Origin of the sequence: Marivita sp. S6314, from assembly GCF_023015985.1 — a bacterium.
GTDB lineage: Bacteria > Pseudomonadota > Alphaproteobacteria > Rhodobacterales > Rhodobacteraceae > Marivita.
In genome coordinates this window covers 480,966-496,507 of record NZ_JALKAO010000002.1, presented here as the reverse complement: position 1 = coordinate 496,507, position 15,542 = coordinate 480,966, and the positions used below count along the sequence as shown (strand labels likewise).

Genomic DNA, 15,542 nt, shown 5'->3' with positions numbered 1-15,542 from the left:
ACATGCCCGGACCCGTGGCAAGCCGTTTTGCGTTCCCGGCTTCAGGCGATCCCGGCGATAATGCTGCGCAAGGTTGCGATCCCGTCACCCTTTTCGCTGCTGGTCAGCACCAATTCCGGATAGGCGGCGGGATGCTTGGCCAGTCGGCTGCGCACCTGCTCCAACAGCGTGTCATGCTGGGACGGTTTGATCTTGTCCGCCTTGGTCAGCACCACCTGAAAGGTCACCGCGCTTTTGTCGAGCAGGGTCATGATCTCTTCGTCGACGGGTTTGATGCCGTGACGGCTGTCGACCAGCACGAAGGCCCGTCTGAGGCTGGCGCGCCCCGACAGGTATTGCTTGAGCAAGGCTTGCCATTTTGCAACCACCTGGACCGGTGCATTGGCAAAGCCATAACCCGGCAGGTCGACAAGATACCGTTGGTCGCCCACCGTGAAATAGTTGATTTCCTGTGTGCGCCCCGGCGTGTTCGATGCGCGGGCCAGCGCCTTGCGCCCGGTGACCGCGTTGATCAAAGACGATTTCCCGACATTCGAACGTCCGGCAAAACAAACCTCAATCCGATCATCGGGCGGAAGCCCGTCCATGGCGACAACGCCTTTGAGGAACTCCACCTCTCCAGCAAACAGTTTGCGGCCGACCTCACGCATTGCTGCATCAGGGTCTTCGGCCAGGGGGAAGGGCATACGCATTTCAGACACGGGCCACCTCGTCGCCTATTGCAATTGATCCGCCTTCGATCACTTCGGCCCGGACCGAGAAATCGCGGTGCCCCCATGTGTCGAGCGCGGGCAGAACCTCGGCATCGCGGCGGCCAGTGTCGGGATTGGTATGGGTCGACATGCATCTGTCCGTTCGTTCTTTGACCCTCAGAAGCGCGTCACCGATGCGGATGTCGCGTCCATCCCAGTCAAACTCTTCCCACGGGGCCAGCCCATCAATCCAGATATTTCCGCGCCAGCGCTGGCGGGACAGCGGCTGTCCGACCCGTTGTTCCACGGCGCGATGCGAAGACAGGTTGCACAAAGTGATGCTTGGGAAATCGCTGTCGGTAAAGGCGTCGGTGGCGGCTTTGACGATGCGCGTGGGCTGCAATGCCGCATCATCTGAGAACCCGTGCACCCAGGCAAAGAAGGTATCGGCCTCGGTATCGGGGTTGAAACACACGTCTTGCGCGCGGTCGGGATGGCGCAATGTGATCTGGCCCGTCGCTTCATCGAACGATGAACTGATCGCCATCAGGGCCGGAATTTTCGCCACCCGACAGAAATGGCCGCAGCTCACCCATTTGGACCCATCTGCATCTGACCGTTCGTGGGCAATCGCCCAATGGCGGTCAAACGGAAGCGCCTTGCCCGGGGTCAGCGAGACGGCGTCAAGCGGCTCCCGGCCATGGCTCTTGATCGGATGACGCCAGATTTCGGCGATGCGCCCGGTCATTTCTGATCGGGCTTCGGGCCGCGCTTTATGCCGGATTTGATATTGCCAAACACGTCAGGCTTATACCCCTGTGACCGCATGATCAGGTACTGCTGCGTGAAGGTGATCGTGTTGTTCGCGATCCAGTACACCACCAGGCCACTGGCAAAACCGCCGAGCATGAACATGAACACCCATGGCAGCCAGGCAAAGATCATCGCCTGCGTCGGGTCCGTGGGGGCCGGGTTCAGCTTTTGCTGCAGCCACATGGAAATGCCCAGAAGCATCGGCAGAATGCCGATAAACACCAGAGCCAGCAAGGAGCCAGGCGTCGGCGCCGCCCATGGGAACAGGCCGAAGAAGTTGAAAATCGAGGTCGGGTCGGGTGCCGACAGATCCTGAAACGGGCCAAGCCAGGGGGCGTGACGCAGTTCAAGCGTGACAAAAATCACCTTGTAGAGCGAGAAGAAGATCGGGATCTGCAGCAGGATCGGCAAACATCCAGAGGCGGGGTTCACCTTTTCCTTCTTGTACATCTCCATCATTTCCTGCTGGAGCTTTTGACGGTCATCGCCGGCGCGTTCTTTGATCTTTTCCATCTCGGGCTGAAGCTCTTTCATCTTCGCCATCGAGACGTAGGATTTATACGCCAGCGGGAAGAGCAACGCCTTGATCGTCAGTGTCAGGCCGATGATCGCCCAACCCATGTTGCCGATCAGCAGGTTCAAGTGGTGCAGCAGCCAGAAAATCGGCTTGGTCAGGAAAAAGAACCAACCCCAGTCGATCGAGTCGATGAAACGGTCGACGCCTGCGTCCTGATAGTCACGAATGGTTTCCCATTCCTTTGCGCCGGCAAACAGCTGTGTGGTCACGCTCTGTGACTGACCCGGAGCAATTGTAACGGTCGGCTGAACGGCCTCCGTCTGGTAGATGTTGCTGGCTTCATTGTACTTGGCAACCTGGCGGAAAGGCGTGCCGTTTTCGGGGATGACCGTGGTCATCCAGTAGTGGTCGGTGAACCCGATCCAGCCGCTTTCCGTGACCTGCACCACTTCGGCGCGCGCGCCTTGCGAGGGCATCATGGCGAAATCTGGCATTTCATCGTAGTCGATTTCCGCGAGCGTGCCGTCCGCCATGGCAACAACACCTTCATGCAGGATGAAGAAGTTCTTGAGATCGGTCGGTTCCCCGTGCCGCGCAATCAGGCCATAGGGCGCGATCGTCATGGCTTGCGATCCGGAGTTTTCGACCGACTGGGTCACGCTGAACATGTAGTCTTCGTCGACTTCGATGGTGCGCCGGAAAATGGCACCTGTGGGGCTATCCCAGCGCAGGACAATCGGCGCATCTGAGGTCAGGGTGTCGCCGGATTCAAGCGACCATTCGGTGACGATGCTTGGCACGTCGTCGAGTGTCAAACCACCCCCGGGGGCCCAACCGAAGACCGCGTAATGCGGGCTTTCCGATCCTACCGGGTTCAACAGGTGGACAACATCTGCGCCGTCTTCCAAAGACACGCGATAGTCCTTCAAAGACAGGTCGTCGATCCGGCCACCGGCAAGCGAGATTGACCCGACAAGACGTTCGGTTTCAATTGGAACGCGCGGCGCATCCGCGACCGTCGGGGCAGCCGATTGCGTCGCGCCTGTTGCGGCACCTGGGGCCGCTTCTGGCGTGGCTGCAATTGCCGGTGCGGCTGAATCGGCAGCAGGCGGCAGGGCCGTTTCCGGGTCCACTGTGGGTTCCGGGGGCGGAAACAAAACAAACCATCCCAGAATGACCGCAAAGCTGAGTGCTGTTGCAATAAGAAGGTTCTTATTCTGATCGTCCATCGGGGACCGCCACCTGTACTTTTGGATTACCGCAGCGTTCAACAGGCCCTGTGGCTGAAGGTCAAGCGGAATCACCGGAAACACAGGTCAGTGCGGCATTTGATCAAGCGGTTTTGAACGCGCACGTGTGGCAGCCATATTACATGATCAGACGGATATTGCCGTCCTTGCCCTGTTCCTGACCTGCGTGATGATGTTGCAGCCATGCCGCTATGTCGGTGGGTGACTGCGGTTCGGCATAAAGAAACCCCTGCGCGTACGGGATTTCCAGGTCTTGCAACACGCCATGTTCGCCATGCGTTTCGACCCCTTCGGCCAAGGTGGCGATATTTAGGTGGTCTGCCATGCTCTGGATTGCACAGAGCAACTGTTTCTTGTCCGCTTTGGTATCTGCGTCGCGCAGAAACGCTTGGTCGATCTTGAGACGATCAATGGGAAATTGACGAAGCGTCGTGATCGAGGCATGGCCGGTTCCGTAGTCATCCAGATCAATCGCGCATCCCATATCTGCCAGGCTGTGGAGGTTGCGGCGCAGAATATCGTCGGTTTCGTTTGAAACCGTGGTTTCCAGAACCTCGATCACAAGTCTTTGCGGCGTCAGGCCAAATTTGCGCAACTCGCTTGAAATGTGTTCCGGCAGATTGGGATTGCGCAGCTCGATCTCAGAGAAATTCACGCTCACACTGGGAACATCAAGGTTGGCCTTGTCCCATTGAAACAGGTTCTGCAGCGCTTGGGACAGGATTACCTTGCCCAAACGGTCCATGCAGCCACTGTCCTTCAAGGCCTGCAAAAACGATGCCGGGGCCAAGATGCCGTGTACGGGATGATCCCAACGTGCCAGTGCCTCCATCCCGGACACGAGACCGGTTCTTACGCTGACCTGTGGTTGGAAATAGGCTTGGATCTGTCCTTTCTCAAACGCGATTGCCAGGTCTTCCCGCATCACGGTTCGGGTTTGGCATTGCCGGGACAGCTTGTCGGACCAGACGCGTGTTGCAGACGGGCCGCTCAGGCAGGCTTCGTTCAAGGCTTGCGTGGCGGATGCCAACCAGTTTTCACCGGTGGCGTTCCGTCCGAAATTGAGCGAGGACGCCACCCCGATCGCGGCAGATAAGTGCCGCGCAGTCCCGCCGAGTGACAGCGGGTCTTCTACCGATGCGCGCATACGCTTTGCCACGTCCAAAAGGCTGTCCAATTTCAACCGATACCCGGGTGAGATCAAAACGGTGAAGCGCGCGTCGCCTGTTGGGAAGACGTGATCCGTGTCGCGCAGCGACGACTTGAAGCGGGCGATCAATTGCTGGCGGGCATCGTCTGCGGCCGCATCGTCAAGCGTGCGTGCTATTTCAGAAAGATCTGATATTTCCACCTGAAAACAGGCGGTTGTCTGCCCTGTATGCTGCGCGGTTTCCAGAAACTGCTGTGCCACCTCGACCGGATCTGGTTGTTGGTGCCCGCCGGAAACATCGGCATCCGCCATGCGACCAAACCCACCGGTCAAGGCATATGCCAACGGTGTGAGCAAGGCGCAAAGCACAAGAAGGATTTCGCCACCGCCCCAATATGCCGCAAGACACAGCGCCGGAAGAAAGGCCAGCATCTGCGGGCCCTGCAACCCACGTCGCAGTCCTAGTTTCACGCTATCGATGTCTGGTTTCAGGGTCATCCTGCCGCCGCCGCATACTTCGTTTGCGCGACAGTCGCCCCGAACCGGTAAGGATAGGTTTAATCCAGCTTGGGAATATCCATCGGATTAGAGCTAAACTCGGCGGACTTAATCTCTAACCCTTTGAAATCGAACAATGCACTGTCCAATAGATGCGATGGTCGTGCGTTTGTCAGGGCGCGAAACATGACCTGTCGGCGTCCGGGACTGTTCTTTTCCCAACCGTCCAGAATCGCTTTGACCTGCTGACGTTGCAATCCGTCCTGGCTGCCACAGAGGTCGCACGGGATGATCGGGTATTGCATCGCGGTGGCAAATTTTTCGCAATCGGCTTCGGCAACATGGGCGAGGGGACGATACAGGAACAGGTCGCCTTCCTCGTTGACCAGTTTTGGCGGCATGGTCGCAAGGCGTCCGCCGTGAAACAGGTTCATAAAGAAAGTCTCAAGAATGTCGTCGCGGTGATGACCAAGCACCACGGCAGAGCACCCTTCCTCGCGTGCAATGCGGTAGAGGTTCCCCCGGCGCAGGCGTGAACACAGCGCGCAATATGTGCGCCCCTGGGGTACCTTGTCGACGACGATAGAGTAGGTGTCCTGATACTCGATCCGATGCGGCACGCCCATCTTTTCAAGAAACGCTGGCAATACGGTGGCAGGAAAACCCGGCTGCCCCTGATCAAGGTTACAGGCCAAAAGATCCACCGGAAGCAGCCCGCGCCATTTCAATTCGTACAAGACGGCTAGCAGGGTGTAGCTGTCCTTGCCGCCGGACAAGCACACAAGCCATTTCGGCGTCTCGGACGCCTCGCGGTCCACCATCCCGTATTGTTCCACCGCTTCGCGTACATTTTGAATGATACGCTTGCGCAGTTTCTTGAATTCGGTGGTCTTGGGCGCGCCGTAGAACAGCGGGTGAATATCGTCGGCATCATCAAGCATGCCGTGCGATGTACGGTTTTCTGAACACACCAGCAAGACCCGTCACATAACCGGCGTTCAATCAGCGTTTGCGTTGCTTGGCGCGCAGGGTTGGATCGGCTTCGGTTGGGTCTTCGGGCCAGGGGTGTTTGGGGTAGGCGGCGCGCATGTCCTTGCGCACATCGGCGTAGGAACCGGCCCAGAACCCGGGCAAATCCATGGTGGTTTGTACCGGGCGTTGCGCAGGCGACAGCAGAGTCACCTTGAGTGGCGTCTTGCCCACCGTCGGGTGTGTTTTCTGTCCAAACATCTCTTGCAAGCGAAGCGAGATTTCGGGGTGATCGCCAGAGTAATCAATCGGTATGCTGCGCCCCAACGGGGTCGTGAAACTGCCCGGCACCGCACGGTCCAGCGCCTGCATCTGCGACCAGTCCAACATGGCCCGCAAGGCTGGCAGCAGATCAAAGCGTTTCCACATCTCGGCGGTGCGCACATCACCCAGATGTGGCAGTAACCACGTCTCAAGATCACTCAGCAAGGCCTCCTCGGACATGTCTGGCATGTCATGCCCCGCTGTACGGGCGATTGACACACGGGCGATGAACCGCCGCGCGGTATCCGTCATGGCAAGCTGCAGGCCAAGGTCACGCACACCGTCCAACATGGCGGTCGCGCTTCTGTCTGCCGGGGCGTCTTTCCAAACCCTGTCGTCCAGCGCAATCGCCCCCAGTTTTTCCTGCTGGCGTGATACAACCCGGCGGTCGCGTTTGGACCAGGCACATAGGCTTTCCCATGTGATCTGATCGTGAAACAGGGCACGGACGGCGCTTTCCGGGATTTGGATCGCTTGGCGAATCCGGGCCTCGCGCGGGTTGCCATCCAGGTCCGTTGCCACGATCAGGCGCGCCCCGGCCAATGGATCGCTGTCCTCCATGACGGCCCCTTTCCCACCTGATAACTGGAACCGGGCCGCATCTCCCTTGCGGCGCAATCCGATACGATCAGGGTAGGCCAGGGCGGCCATCTCGGCAGTAGTCAATCGTTCCGACCGTCCTTTAGTCACAAGTTTCTTTAGCCGTGCCGCGTCGGTCCGGATGCGGTCTATGCCGTTTCGGTTCACAGTGGCCCGTCGGGTGTTCAGAAACGTCTTGGGGTCGCGCAACGCGTCCATCCGCAGGTGCAGATCGACCCCGCATCCCTGAACCGGATCCCTGTCGGCCAGCAAAGCAGCCAACGACGCGGCATCGGGTCCGGCGATGCTCAGCATATGAGCAAGTCGCGGATGTAAGGGCAGTCGGGCCAGTTGGCGACCGTGATCAGTGATCCGGTGATCCCTGTCCAGCGCGCCCAGCATCACCAGCAAAGCGTGCGCTTCGGATAAGGCCCGATCTGGCGGCGGCGTCAGAAACGGCAATTCGCTTGACCGTGCACCCCAGAGCGCAAGTTCCAAAGCCAATCCCGCAAGGTCGGCGGCCTCGATCTCGGCTGGCGGAAAAGCGGAAAGCGCGCCGTCTTCGCCTTTGCTCCACAACTTGTAGGCAACGCCCTCTGCGACACGGCCCGCGCGCCCGGCCCGTTGCGTTGCTTCTGCCTTGGTCACCTTCTCGGTCACCAGACGCGACATTCCGGAGCCCGGATCAAACCGGGCGCGGCGGGCGCGTCCGCCATCGACGACAACGCGGATGTCTTCGATGGTCAGGGATGTCTCCGCGATCGAGGTGGCCAGAACGATCTTGCGTCCTTGGCTTGCGGGTTTGATCGCGTCCTGCTGGGCTTTGAAGGGCATGGCCCCGAACAGCGGGCGTATCTGCACCCCGTTCGGAACCCGGCCCTCCAAGGCGGCTTGAACCCGCCGGATTTCGCCTTCTCCGGGCAAGAATGCCAGGATTCCGCCTTCGGTGTCCCGTGCTGCGTTGAGGACGAGATCCGCCATCGCCATCTCAAAGCGCACACCTTTGGCCAAAGGTCTGTCCAGCCAGCGGGTCTCGACCGGGAAACTACGTCCTTCCGAGGTGACGATCGGGGCGGACATGAGGTCGGCGACCGGGCCGGCGTCCAGCGTGGCGGACATGGCCAGCAAGATCAGGTCATCGCGCAGCGCGTCGGCTATTTCCAAAGTCAGGGCAAGCCCCAGATCGGCATTCAGCGAGCGTTCGTGAAATTCGTCAAAGATCACCGCGCCGATCCCGGTCAATTCGGGATCACTTTGGATCATCCGGGTCAGGATGCCTTCGGTCACCACCTCGATCCGCGTGTCGCGGGACACTTTGCTGTCGCCGCGCACCCGGTATCCCACCTGCCGCCCGACAGAGTCGCCCAATGTCTGTGCCATCCGGTCTGCCGCGGCCCGGGCCGCCAAGCGGCGCGGTTCCAGCATGACGATCTTCTGGTTCGTCAGGCCCGCGTCAAGCATCGCAAGCGGTACACGTGTGGTTTTGCCCGCGCCCGGAGGGGCTTGCAGCACGGCGCGGCCCGTGCGGCGCAGATGTGCCACAAGGTCGGGAAGAACGTCATCAATCGGGAGTCTGTGCATGCCGCCCTTAAAGCGCGATGCGGGTTTGCGAACAAGACGGCGTGGTCAGGGCGCGGTTTTGGCAAACGCCTGAGCGCACGCATAAGCACCGCGTTCGGCCGCTCGTTGCAGGTTGGGCAGATCCCGCGCCAGTTGCGCATCCCGCGCGCGCAGAGCATCGGCATCAACCGCGATCCGCTTTGTGACCGGAACCGTTTCGCGGTCCCAGCAGGGCACAAACGTATCGGGTCCGATGCGGGAGCGGCTGAAGACCCGACGCGTTTCATATTCGGTTTTGTACGTGAATCCCCGCGCCAGTGTCTCTGCGATTTTGGCCCGTTCCTTGAGCGCCGACCGGTAGGGCGCAGCGGCGTCATTGATGCAGCGCTCTTGCGGGGTGGCACACGCGACGAGGAGAAGCATCAAGGGAATGTAGCGGAGCATGCGATCAGACTATGCGGCACCACCGCGTACCGCAACTGCGCTGCATTTTCGTCGACCTTCCGCAGTCCCTTGTGGTGTCGAGGCCTTCAGCTTGGCAGTGCGATATTTGCCGAAGGCCGTGGCCCGACTGCCATCTGGTCCGTCGGGCAAGTACGGAACGCGTCAACCGCCGGGGCCGCGCCGTCGAGCGAGACCGGTACTTCGACGTCACCCAAGACCGCCACCGCCCGCGCGTTGAACTTGATCCCGTTCAACACGTTTCCAAATCCGCGATCCGTCACCGTCAGCGTTCGGGTGTCCGCTTGGTTAATTACATGTCGGTTGGTCGAAATCGTTAATCGGCGTGCGCCTTCGAACCGGATCTGGAACACGTCGGCATCCGGCCACCCTGCCTCGCGCGACAGGTTGATCGCGTATTCCGAATTGCTGGGATCAAAGGTCACGGAGACCGACATCTCTTCGCCCTGATGGAACAGGGTGCAAATTGGCGATGGCGTGAAATCCCACGCCTGCGCCGCGCTGGCGCTGAACAACAAAGGTAATAGAAAAGCTCTCATAGAATAAAAGTAGGGGGTTCCGGTGCGAAGACCAACGATCATTTCACGTTAGGGGGGTGTAAACGCACATTTCGAACTTATCTTTGACGGGATCAATCGAGGAGACCCCCATGAAATGCCCCATTGACGGAACTGCGCTTGTGATTGCCGAACGCTCTGGCGTCGAAATTGACTACTGCCCGCAATGCCGTGGCGTGTGGCTTGACCGGGGTGAGTTAGACAAGATCATCGAACGCAGTGGGGCCTATACACCGCCCCCGCCGCCGCCCCAGCCCGAACCGTCCCGCGGCTATGAGGAGGGGCGGTACCGGTCTGACAGCAGTTACCACAAAAAGAAAAAGCGCGGCGGGTTTCTGGAAGACCTGTTCGACTTCTGATCGGGCGTCAGATAGGTCCGGGAAAAGACCGGACCCAAGGATATCACTATGCGCGTGTGGATTTCACTTTTCGCCCTGCTCACCCTAAGCGCATGCGGCGTGCCGTTTGTGCCGTTCATCTAAGGCCGTGTCCGCAGGGCAAACTTTCCTGCGGACCTTTCTCCCCGCACAATTTACCGTTTTTTACGCCGCTTCACATTCCCGCCGCGTTGCCCTGGACGTCCTGCCGTAGACCGGCCGGATGATTTGACTGCCGCGTCGGCTGCGGCGTCTACTGCTGACTGACGGGCAAGTGGATCATCCGCGATAGCCAGATCCACCGCCTCCAGCCGTTTGACTTCGTCTCGCAGGCGTGCGGCCTCTTCAAATTCAAGATTTTCTGCGGCCTTGCGCATGTCAGCGCGCAACCCGTCCAGAACCGCTTGCAGGTTCGATCCCTGCAATTTGTCATCGACCTTGGCTGTGACGCGGTTCATGTCCACGTCGCCTTTATACAGCCCCGCCAGAATATCCTCGACGTTTTTCTTCACCGTCTCGGGGGTGATGCCGTGTTCTTCGTTATAGGCAATCTGCTTGGCGCGACGCCGGTTCGTTTCGTTCAAAGCGCGTTCCATCGATCCGGTGATGCGATCCGCGTACATGATCACGCGGCCATCCGCATTTCGCGCGGCGCGGCCGATGGTTTGCACAAGTGACGTTTCGGACCGCAGAAAGCCCTCCTTGTCCGCGTCCAGAATAGCAACAAGCCCGCATTCCGGGATATCGAGACCCTCGCGCAGCAGGTTGATCCCGATCAGCACATCAAACGCGCCCAATCGCAGATCCCGCAGGATTTCGATCCGCTCGATCGTGTCGATGTCCGAATGCATGTAGCGCACCTTGATGCCCTGCTCGTGCATGTATTCGGTCAGGTCTTCGGCCATGCGTTTGGTCAAGGTGGTGACCAATGTCCGGTAACCGTCCGCCGTGACGCGCCGGACTTCGTCCAAAAGGTCATCGACCTGCATCTCGACAGGGCGGATTTCGACTTCGGGGTCCAACAAACCCGTCGGGCGGATCACCTGTTCGACAAACACACCGCCCGTCTGTTCGATTTCCCACTTTGCCGGGGTTGCCGAGACAAACACCGATTGCGGGCGCATCGCGTCCCATTCCTCGAACTTCAAGGGGCGGTTGTCCATGCAGGACGGCAGGCGGAACCCATGTTCAGCCAACGTCATCTTGCGGCGGAAGTCGCCCTTGTACATGCCGCCGATTTGCGGGACCGACACGTGGCTTTCATCGGCGAAGACAATCGCGTGGTCTGGGATGAATTCGAACAGGGTGGGGGGCGGTTCCCCCGGCGCGCGGCCCGTGAGGTAACGCGAATAGTTCTCGATCCCGTTGCAGACGCCAGTGGCCTCAAGCATCTCCAGATCGAAATTCGTCCGCTGCTCCAACCGCTGCGCTTCCAGCAGTTTGCCCTCGCCAACCAATTGGTCGAGCCTGTGTCGCAGCTCTTTCTTGATGCCGATCATGGCTTGCTGCATCGTCGGTTTCGGCGTGACGTAATGCGAATTGGCGTAGACGCGAATGCGCTCGAATGTGTCGGTCTTCTCTCCGGTGAGCGGGTCGAACTCCGTGATGCTTTCCAGTTCCTCGCCGAAGAACGACAGTTTCCACGCACGATCTTCCAGGTGAGCCGGGAAGATCTCAAGGCTGTCGCCGCGCACCCGGAACGATCCGCGTTGGAAGGCCTGGTCATTGCGGCGGTATTGCTGGGCCACCAGATCGGCCATGACCTTGCGCTGGTCGTACTCCTTGCCGACATGCAAATCCTGCGTCATCGCGCCGTAGGTTTCGACAGACCCGATACCGTAGATGCACGACACCGAGGCGACGATGATCACGTCGTCGCGTTCCAGCAGGGCGCGTGTCGCCGAGTGGCGCATACGGTCGATCTGTTCGTTAATCTGCGATTCTTTTTCGATATAGGTGTCGGACCGCGGCACGTAGGCTTCGGGCTGGTAGTAATCGTAGTAGCTCACGAAGTATTCGACCGCGTTGTCCGGGAAGAATCCCTTGAATTCTCCGTAAAGCTGGGCTGCCAAGGTCTTGTTCGGCGCAAGGATAATGGCAGGCCGCTGCGTTTCCTCGATCACCTTGGCCATGGTGAAGGTCTTGCCGGTTCCGGTCGCACCCAGCAGAACCTGGTCGCGCTCACCGTCTATCACCCCGGCTGAAAGCTCTTTGATTGCAGTCGGTTGATCCCCAGCCGGTTCAAAATCGGTCGCCATCCGAAAGCGAATGCCCCCTTCGAGCTTTTCGCGGCCGCGCACATCCGGCGCCGGGGAATGGAGGATTTGGATATCGGACATACATCACCGCACAGAATCGAGAGGGGAACAACGGATTACACACACAGGAAGGAGGCCAAAAATGATGTGTATTGGCGGTAATTGCAACCGCTTGTCTGATCCAAGAAACCCGGCGGGAAACGCGCATTGAAACAGCAGGTTACGCCCCGAAAGGTGCGACCAATCTGCCATGAGCCGGGCAAGGCCCGTTTTTTCATTTCCAAAGCTGCATTTACCGGGTACCTTTAATTTGCAAGCAGTTGGTGCCAGGGATTTTCGGGTCGCACACACCCACCCCTCGCTCCCCGCGACTCGTAGGGACGTGGCACCCTGCTTGTACGAATTCCTTTCGATGCTGCGACAATTCAAAGCCGTTGTAACGCTTGCGCAGCCGGGTGTTTTTCCGCATATCTGCGGCAACTGATTTACGGGTGAAGATCATGCGCGCACGAATTTACCAACCGTCGAAAACCGCCATGTCGTCTGGTACGGCAAAGACGAAACACTGGGTGCTTGAATTTGCGCCGAAATCCGCGCGCGAAATTGATCCGCTGATGGGCTGGACGTCGTCGTCGGACACGCAAAGCCAGGTCCGGTTGAAATTCGACACGCTGGACGCGGCCAAAGCTTATGCCAAGGAACACGGCATCGAGGTGGTTCAGTTTGCGCCAAACAAGCGCAAGCCCAATATCCGGGCGCGCGGTTATGCGGAAAACTTTGCGGTCGACCGCAAGGGTGCCTGGACGCATTAAATGTCGTTTCAGATTGAGCGGGTTAACACGCCGGGACCAGATGTACTGGATTTGGTCACGCGTCATTTGCAGGCCATGAGTTCCCAGTCACCGGCGGAAAGCTGTCACGCGATGGGGGCAGACGATCTGTTTGCGGCCGGCGCAGCCGTGTTCGTGCTGAAAGAGGGGGCGGACACCTTGGGTATGGGGGCCATCAAGCCGCTTGATGACACCCACGGTGAATTGAAATCCATGCACACCAAGTCAGAAATGCGCGGAAAAGGCATCGGCTCTGCACTGGTGCTGAAGTTGCTCGACGAAGCCCGCACGCTGGGCTTGCGGCAGGTCAGCCTTGAAACCGGGTCCGAAGATGTCTTTGCCCCGGCTCGGCGCTTGTACGAACGGCATGGCTTTTCCTACTGCCCGCCGTTCGGGGACTACGTCGAAGACCCGTACAGCGTTTTTATGACAAGATCGCTTTGAGGGTACCTTGCCCTGCGGTGCGAAAGTCTGCAAAACCAAGGACAGCGGTCCCTTAGCTCAACTGGATAGAGCAGCTGACTTCTAATCAGCAGGTTGAGGGTTCGAGTCCTTCAGGGATCGCCATTCCAATTTTTAAGGCCGAAAATGCAACATTACTCTGACCCGGCGTATCGCGCGGGCTGCAGGCCGTTGTGGAACCAGTTGAGGTAGCTCAGGATCGAATACACCGGGCGGCCAGTGGCGCGCGCGATGTCGGCGGCGTAAGGCGGCATGTTGGTACATTCCAGAACAATGGCCGCCACGTACGGGTGATCGTGGCACAGGCGTTTCGCGGCGGTGATCATCTCGTCTCGGGCGCGTGCGATATCAAGGTCGGGGGCGTTGCGCAGGATCGTTGTGGCGAAATGGCTGCCGTCCATTCCCTCGATCGGCACCCCTTGGGGGACTTGCGCGGCCGCCAGATGCGCGCCCGTTAGCGACGCGCGCGAGATCGTGAGGATGCCGACCGTGCGATCCTGCGGCAAGAGCGTGGCAAGCAAGGGGATCTGTTCCAGCGAGGACGAGGCCACCGGGACACCGCAGGCGGTTGCAATATCGGACCGGACAAGGGTCAGGAACCCGCAGGTTGTGGCCAGACCCGTACATCCCGATTGCACCAACGCGGTGCCTTCGCGAATAAACGCGTCAATCCAGCGCCGGCTGTCGCCTTCCACAACGGCTTCAGGCGTTGCGCCGGGCACGCGGCGATAGGTCACCGGAAAGTCAAAGCTGTCCGGGTTTCCGACATCACCGGGGATACGCGGAAACGAAGTATCAAGCATCAGAATGCCAAGGCGCGGATGATCCGTCATGGGTTCAGCTAGACCTGAAACCCCATTGCATTCAAGTGGTCATGGCAGGGACGACGCATTGCGATTCCCTGTTGCACACCGCACCTCTTCCCGTGCAACGTGCCGCCGTGCGTGGGTGCGATGACGCCCTGCGTCAACAGGACAACAGGTTTCAGGAGGCAGGCATTGCCGCAACATGTGGTTGTGATCGGTGGTGGGATCGTGGGTGTCAGCACCGGCATCTGGCTGCGCCGACAGGGGATCGCTGTTACGGTGATTGATCGTCTGGGATGGGGCAAGGGCACGTCGCATGGCAATGGCGGTGTGCTTGCAGCCTGCGCGATGGTGCCGGTGACCGGACCGGGATTGCTGACCAAGGCACCGGGAATGTTGCTGAACCTGGACTATCCGCTGTTCCTGAAATGGGGGTACTTGCCTAAGCTGACACCGTGGCTGTTGAAATACCTCGGAAATGCCAATGATGCAGACATGCAGCGCATTGCGGATGGGGTGGCCCCGATTGTGACCGATGCCGTGGACCAGCATCTAAGCCTTTCAAAGAACACACGCGCCACATCATGGGTGGTCGAAAGCCTGTACAGCTATGCATACGCGTCACGTGCCGCGTTCGATGCAGATGCCTATAGCTGGGCCATTCGCGTGCGGCACGGGTTTGAACCCACCTTGCGCGAAGGGGACGAGGCCCGGGCGTTTGAGCCGAATTTCGGACCGGAGGTGGGGTTCTTTGCCACGATGGGCAATCATGGGTACATCACGGATCCTGGCGGTTACGTCGCCGCCCTTGGCGCGGAGTTCGAGGCGCTGGGCGGCACAACTGTCGTCGCTGACGTCAAGGATGTCGTGCTGACCGACGGCGCGGTCAGCGCTGTTGATACGGATCAGGGGCGGTTTGCGTGCACGGAACTGGTGTTGGCCACCGGGGCATGGTCGAAACCGCTGATGAAAAAGCTGGGTATCGACGTGCCGCTTGAAACAGAGCGTGGCTATCACATCGTCTTCAAAAATGCGCAGGGCGGGCCGTCTCATCCGGTGATGATCGCGTCGGGCAAGTTTGTCGCGACACCGATGGCCGAAGGGCTACGCTGTGCCGGGATCGTAGAGTTCGGGGGGCTGGACGCCGCGCCGTCCAAAGCGCCGTTCGACCTGTTGCGCAGACAGACCAAAGCAGCATTTCCAAACCTGACATGGGACGATGAAATCGAATGGCAGGGCCACCGTCCTGCGCCGTCCGACAGTTTGCCACTAATCGGGCAAATCAGAAACACGGGCGTCTATGCCGGGTTCGGTCATCATCACATCGGCCTGACCGGAGGACCCAAGACGGGACGCATACTGGCGCAGCTTATTTCGGGACAAAGGCCAAACCTTGACTTGACTCCATATGCCCCAACGCGTTTCGCTTGAGCCACAA

Annotated in this window: 14 protein-coding genes and 1 tRNA gene; 5 read left to right on the top strand and 10 right to left on the bottom strand. The window is 59.4% G+C overall.

All coding sequences use genetic code 11. The features are described from left to right. Positions 1-41 precede the first annotated feature (41 nt). The 8 genes from yihA to MWU54_RS06895 form a co-directional block, all read right to left on the bottom strand. Positions 42-692, bottom strand: a complete 651-nt coding sequence (yihA, locus tag MWU54_RS06930) for a ribosome biogenesis GTP-binding protein YihA/YsxC (protein WP_247082200.1) — start codon at positions 690-692, stop codon at positions 42-44. A gap of 1 nt (position 693) precedes the next feature. After that, a complete protein-coding gene (locus tag MWU54_RS06925; RefSeq protein ID WP_247081664.1) occupies positions 694-1,440 on the bottom strand; it encodes an MOSC N-terminal beta barrel domain-containing protein in 747 nt (248 codons plus the stop codon). Beyond that, positions 1,437-3,251 (bottom strand): membrane protein insertase YidC, encoded by a 1,815-nt coding sequence (gene yidC / locus MWU54_RS06920; protein ID WP_247081663.1) that lies wholly within the window; start codon positions 3,249-3,251, stop codon positions 1,437-1,439. The genes MWU54_RS06925 and yidC overlap by 4 nt, the downstream gene beginning before the upstream one ends. Before the next feature lie 139 nt (positions 3,252-3,390). Next, the gene (locus MWU54_RS06915; protein WP_247081662.1) at positions 3,391-4,920 is read right to left on the bottom strand and encodes a GGDEF domain-containing phosphodiesterase; all 1,530 of its coding nucleotides are present in this window, start codon (positions 4,918-4,920) and stop codon (positions 3,391-3,393) included. Between the two features lie 59 nt (positions 4,921-4,979). After that, positions 4,980-5,861, bottom strand: a complete 882-nt coding sequence (gene ttcA / locus MWU54_RS06910; RefSeq protein ID WP_247081661.1) for a tRNA 2-thiocytidine(32) synthetase TtcA — start codon at positions 5,859-5,861, stop codon at positions 4,980-4,982. 61 nt (positions 5,862-5,922) lie between these two features. Then, positions 5,923-8,373, bottom strand: a complete 2,451-nt coding sequence (hrpB, locus tag MWU54_RS06905; protein ID WP_247081660.1) for an ATP-dependent helicase HrpB — start codon at positions 8,371-8,373, stop codon at positions 5,923-5,925. 45 nt (positions 8,374-8,418) lie between these two features. Next, complete coding sequence (locus tag MWU54_RS06900; RefSeq protein ID WP_247081659.1) at positions 8,419-8,796, bottom strand: excinuclease ABC subunit B; 378 nt, start codon at positions 8,794-8,796, stop codon at positions 8,419-8,421. An 86-nt stretch (positions 8,797-8,882) separates the two neighbouring features. Then, complete coding sequence (locus MWU54_RS06895) at positions 8,883-9,329, bottom strand: excinuclease ABC subunit B (protein ID WP_247081658.1); 447 nt, start codon at positions 9,327-9,329, stop codon at positions 8,883-8,885. Positions 9,330-9,463: 134 nt separating this feature from the next. Here MWU54_RS06895 and MWU54_RS06890 point away from each other — a divergent pair, with 134 nt between their 5' ends. Continuing rightward, positions 9,464-9,730 (top strand): zf-TFIIB domain-containing protein, encoded by a 267-nt coding sequence (locus MWU54_RS06890; protein ID WP_247081657.1) that lies wholly within the window; start codon positions 9,464-9,466, stop codon positions 9,728-9,730. A gap of 173 nt (positions 9,731-9,903) precedes the next feature. Here MWU54_RS06890 and uvrB read toward each other — a convergent pair whose 3' ends face one another. Then, positions 9,904-12,087: an excinuclease ABC subunit UvrB gene (gene uvrB, locus MWU54_RS06885; RefSeq protein ID WP_281496000.1), complete on the bottom strand. Its 2,184-nt coding sequence runs from the start codon at positions 12,085-12,087 to the stop codon at positions 9,904-9,906. A gap of 419 nt (positions 12,088-12,506) precedes the next feature. Here uvrB and MWU54_RS06880 point away from each other — a divergent pair, with 419 nt between their 5' ends. The 3 genes from MWU54_RS06880 to MWU54_RS06870 all read left to right on the top strand — a co-directional run bounded on the left by MWU54_RS06880 (position 12,507) and on the right by MWU54_RS06870 (position 13,403). Beyond that, on the top strand, positions 12,507-12,818 hold the full coding sequence (locus MWU54_RS06880) for an ETC complex I subunit (protein WP_247081656.1): 312 nt from the start codon (positions 12,507-12,509) through the stop codon (positions 12,816-12,818). 75 nt (positions 12,819-12,893) lie between these two features. Further along, positions 12,894-13,280 carry a GNAT family N-acetyltransferase gene (locus MWU54_RS06875; RefSeq protein ID WP_247081655.1) on the top strand — a complete coding sequence of 129 codons (387 nt, stop codon included), beginning with the start codon at positions 12,894-12,896 and terminating at the stop codon, positions 13,278-13,280. Between the two features lie 46 nt (positions 13,281-13,326). After that, a tRNA-Arg gene (locus MWU54_RS06870) sits at positions 13,327-13,403 on the top strand. 29 nt (positions 13,404-13,432) lie between these two features. Here the strand turns inward: MWU54_RS06870 and MWU54_RS06865 are convergent. Next, positions 13,433-14,131, bottom strand: coding sequence for an aspartate/glutamate racemase family protein (locus MWU54_RS06865; RefSeq protein ID WP_247081654.1), 699 nt, complete (start codon positions 14,129-14,131; stop codon positions 13,433-13,435). Between the two features lie 120 nt (positions 14,132-14,251). Between MWU54_RS06865 and MWU54_RS06860 the strand changes: the two genes are divergently transcribed. Beyond that, positions 14,252-15,535: an FAD-binding oxidoreductase gene (locus MWU54_RS06860; protein ID WP_348647616.1), complete on the top strand. Its 1,284-nt coding sequence runs from the start codon at positions 14,252-14,254 to the stop codon at positions 15,533-15,535. Positions 15,536-15,542 lie beyond the last annotated feature (7 nt).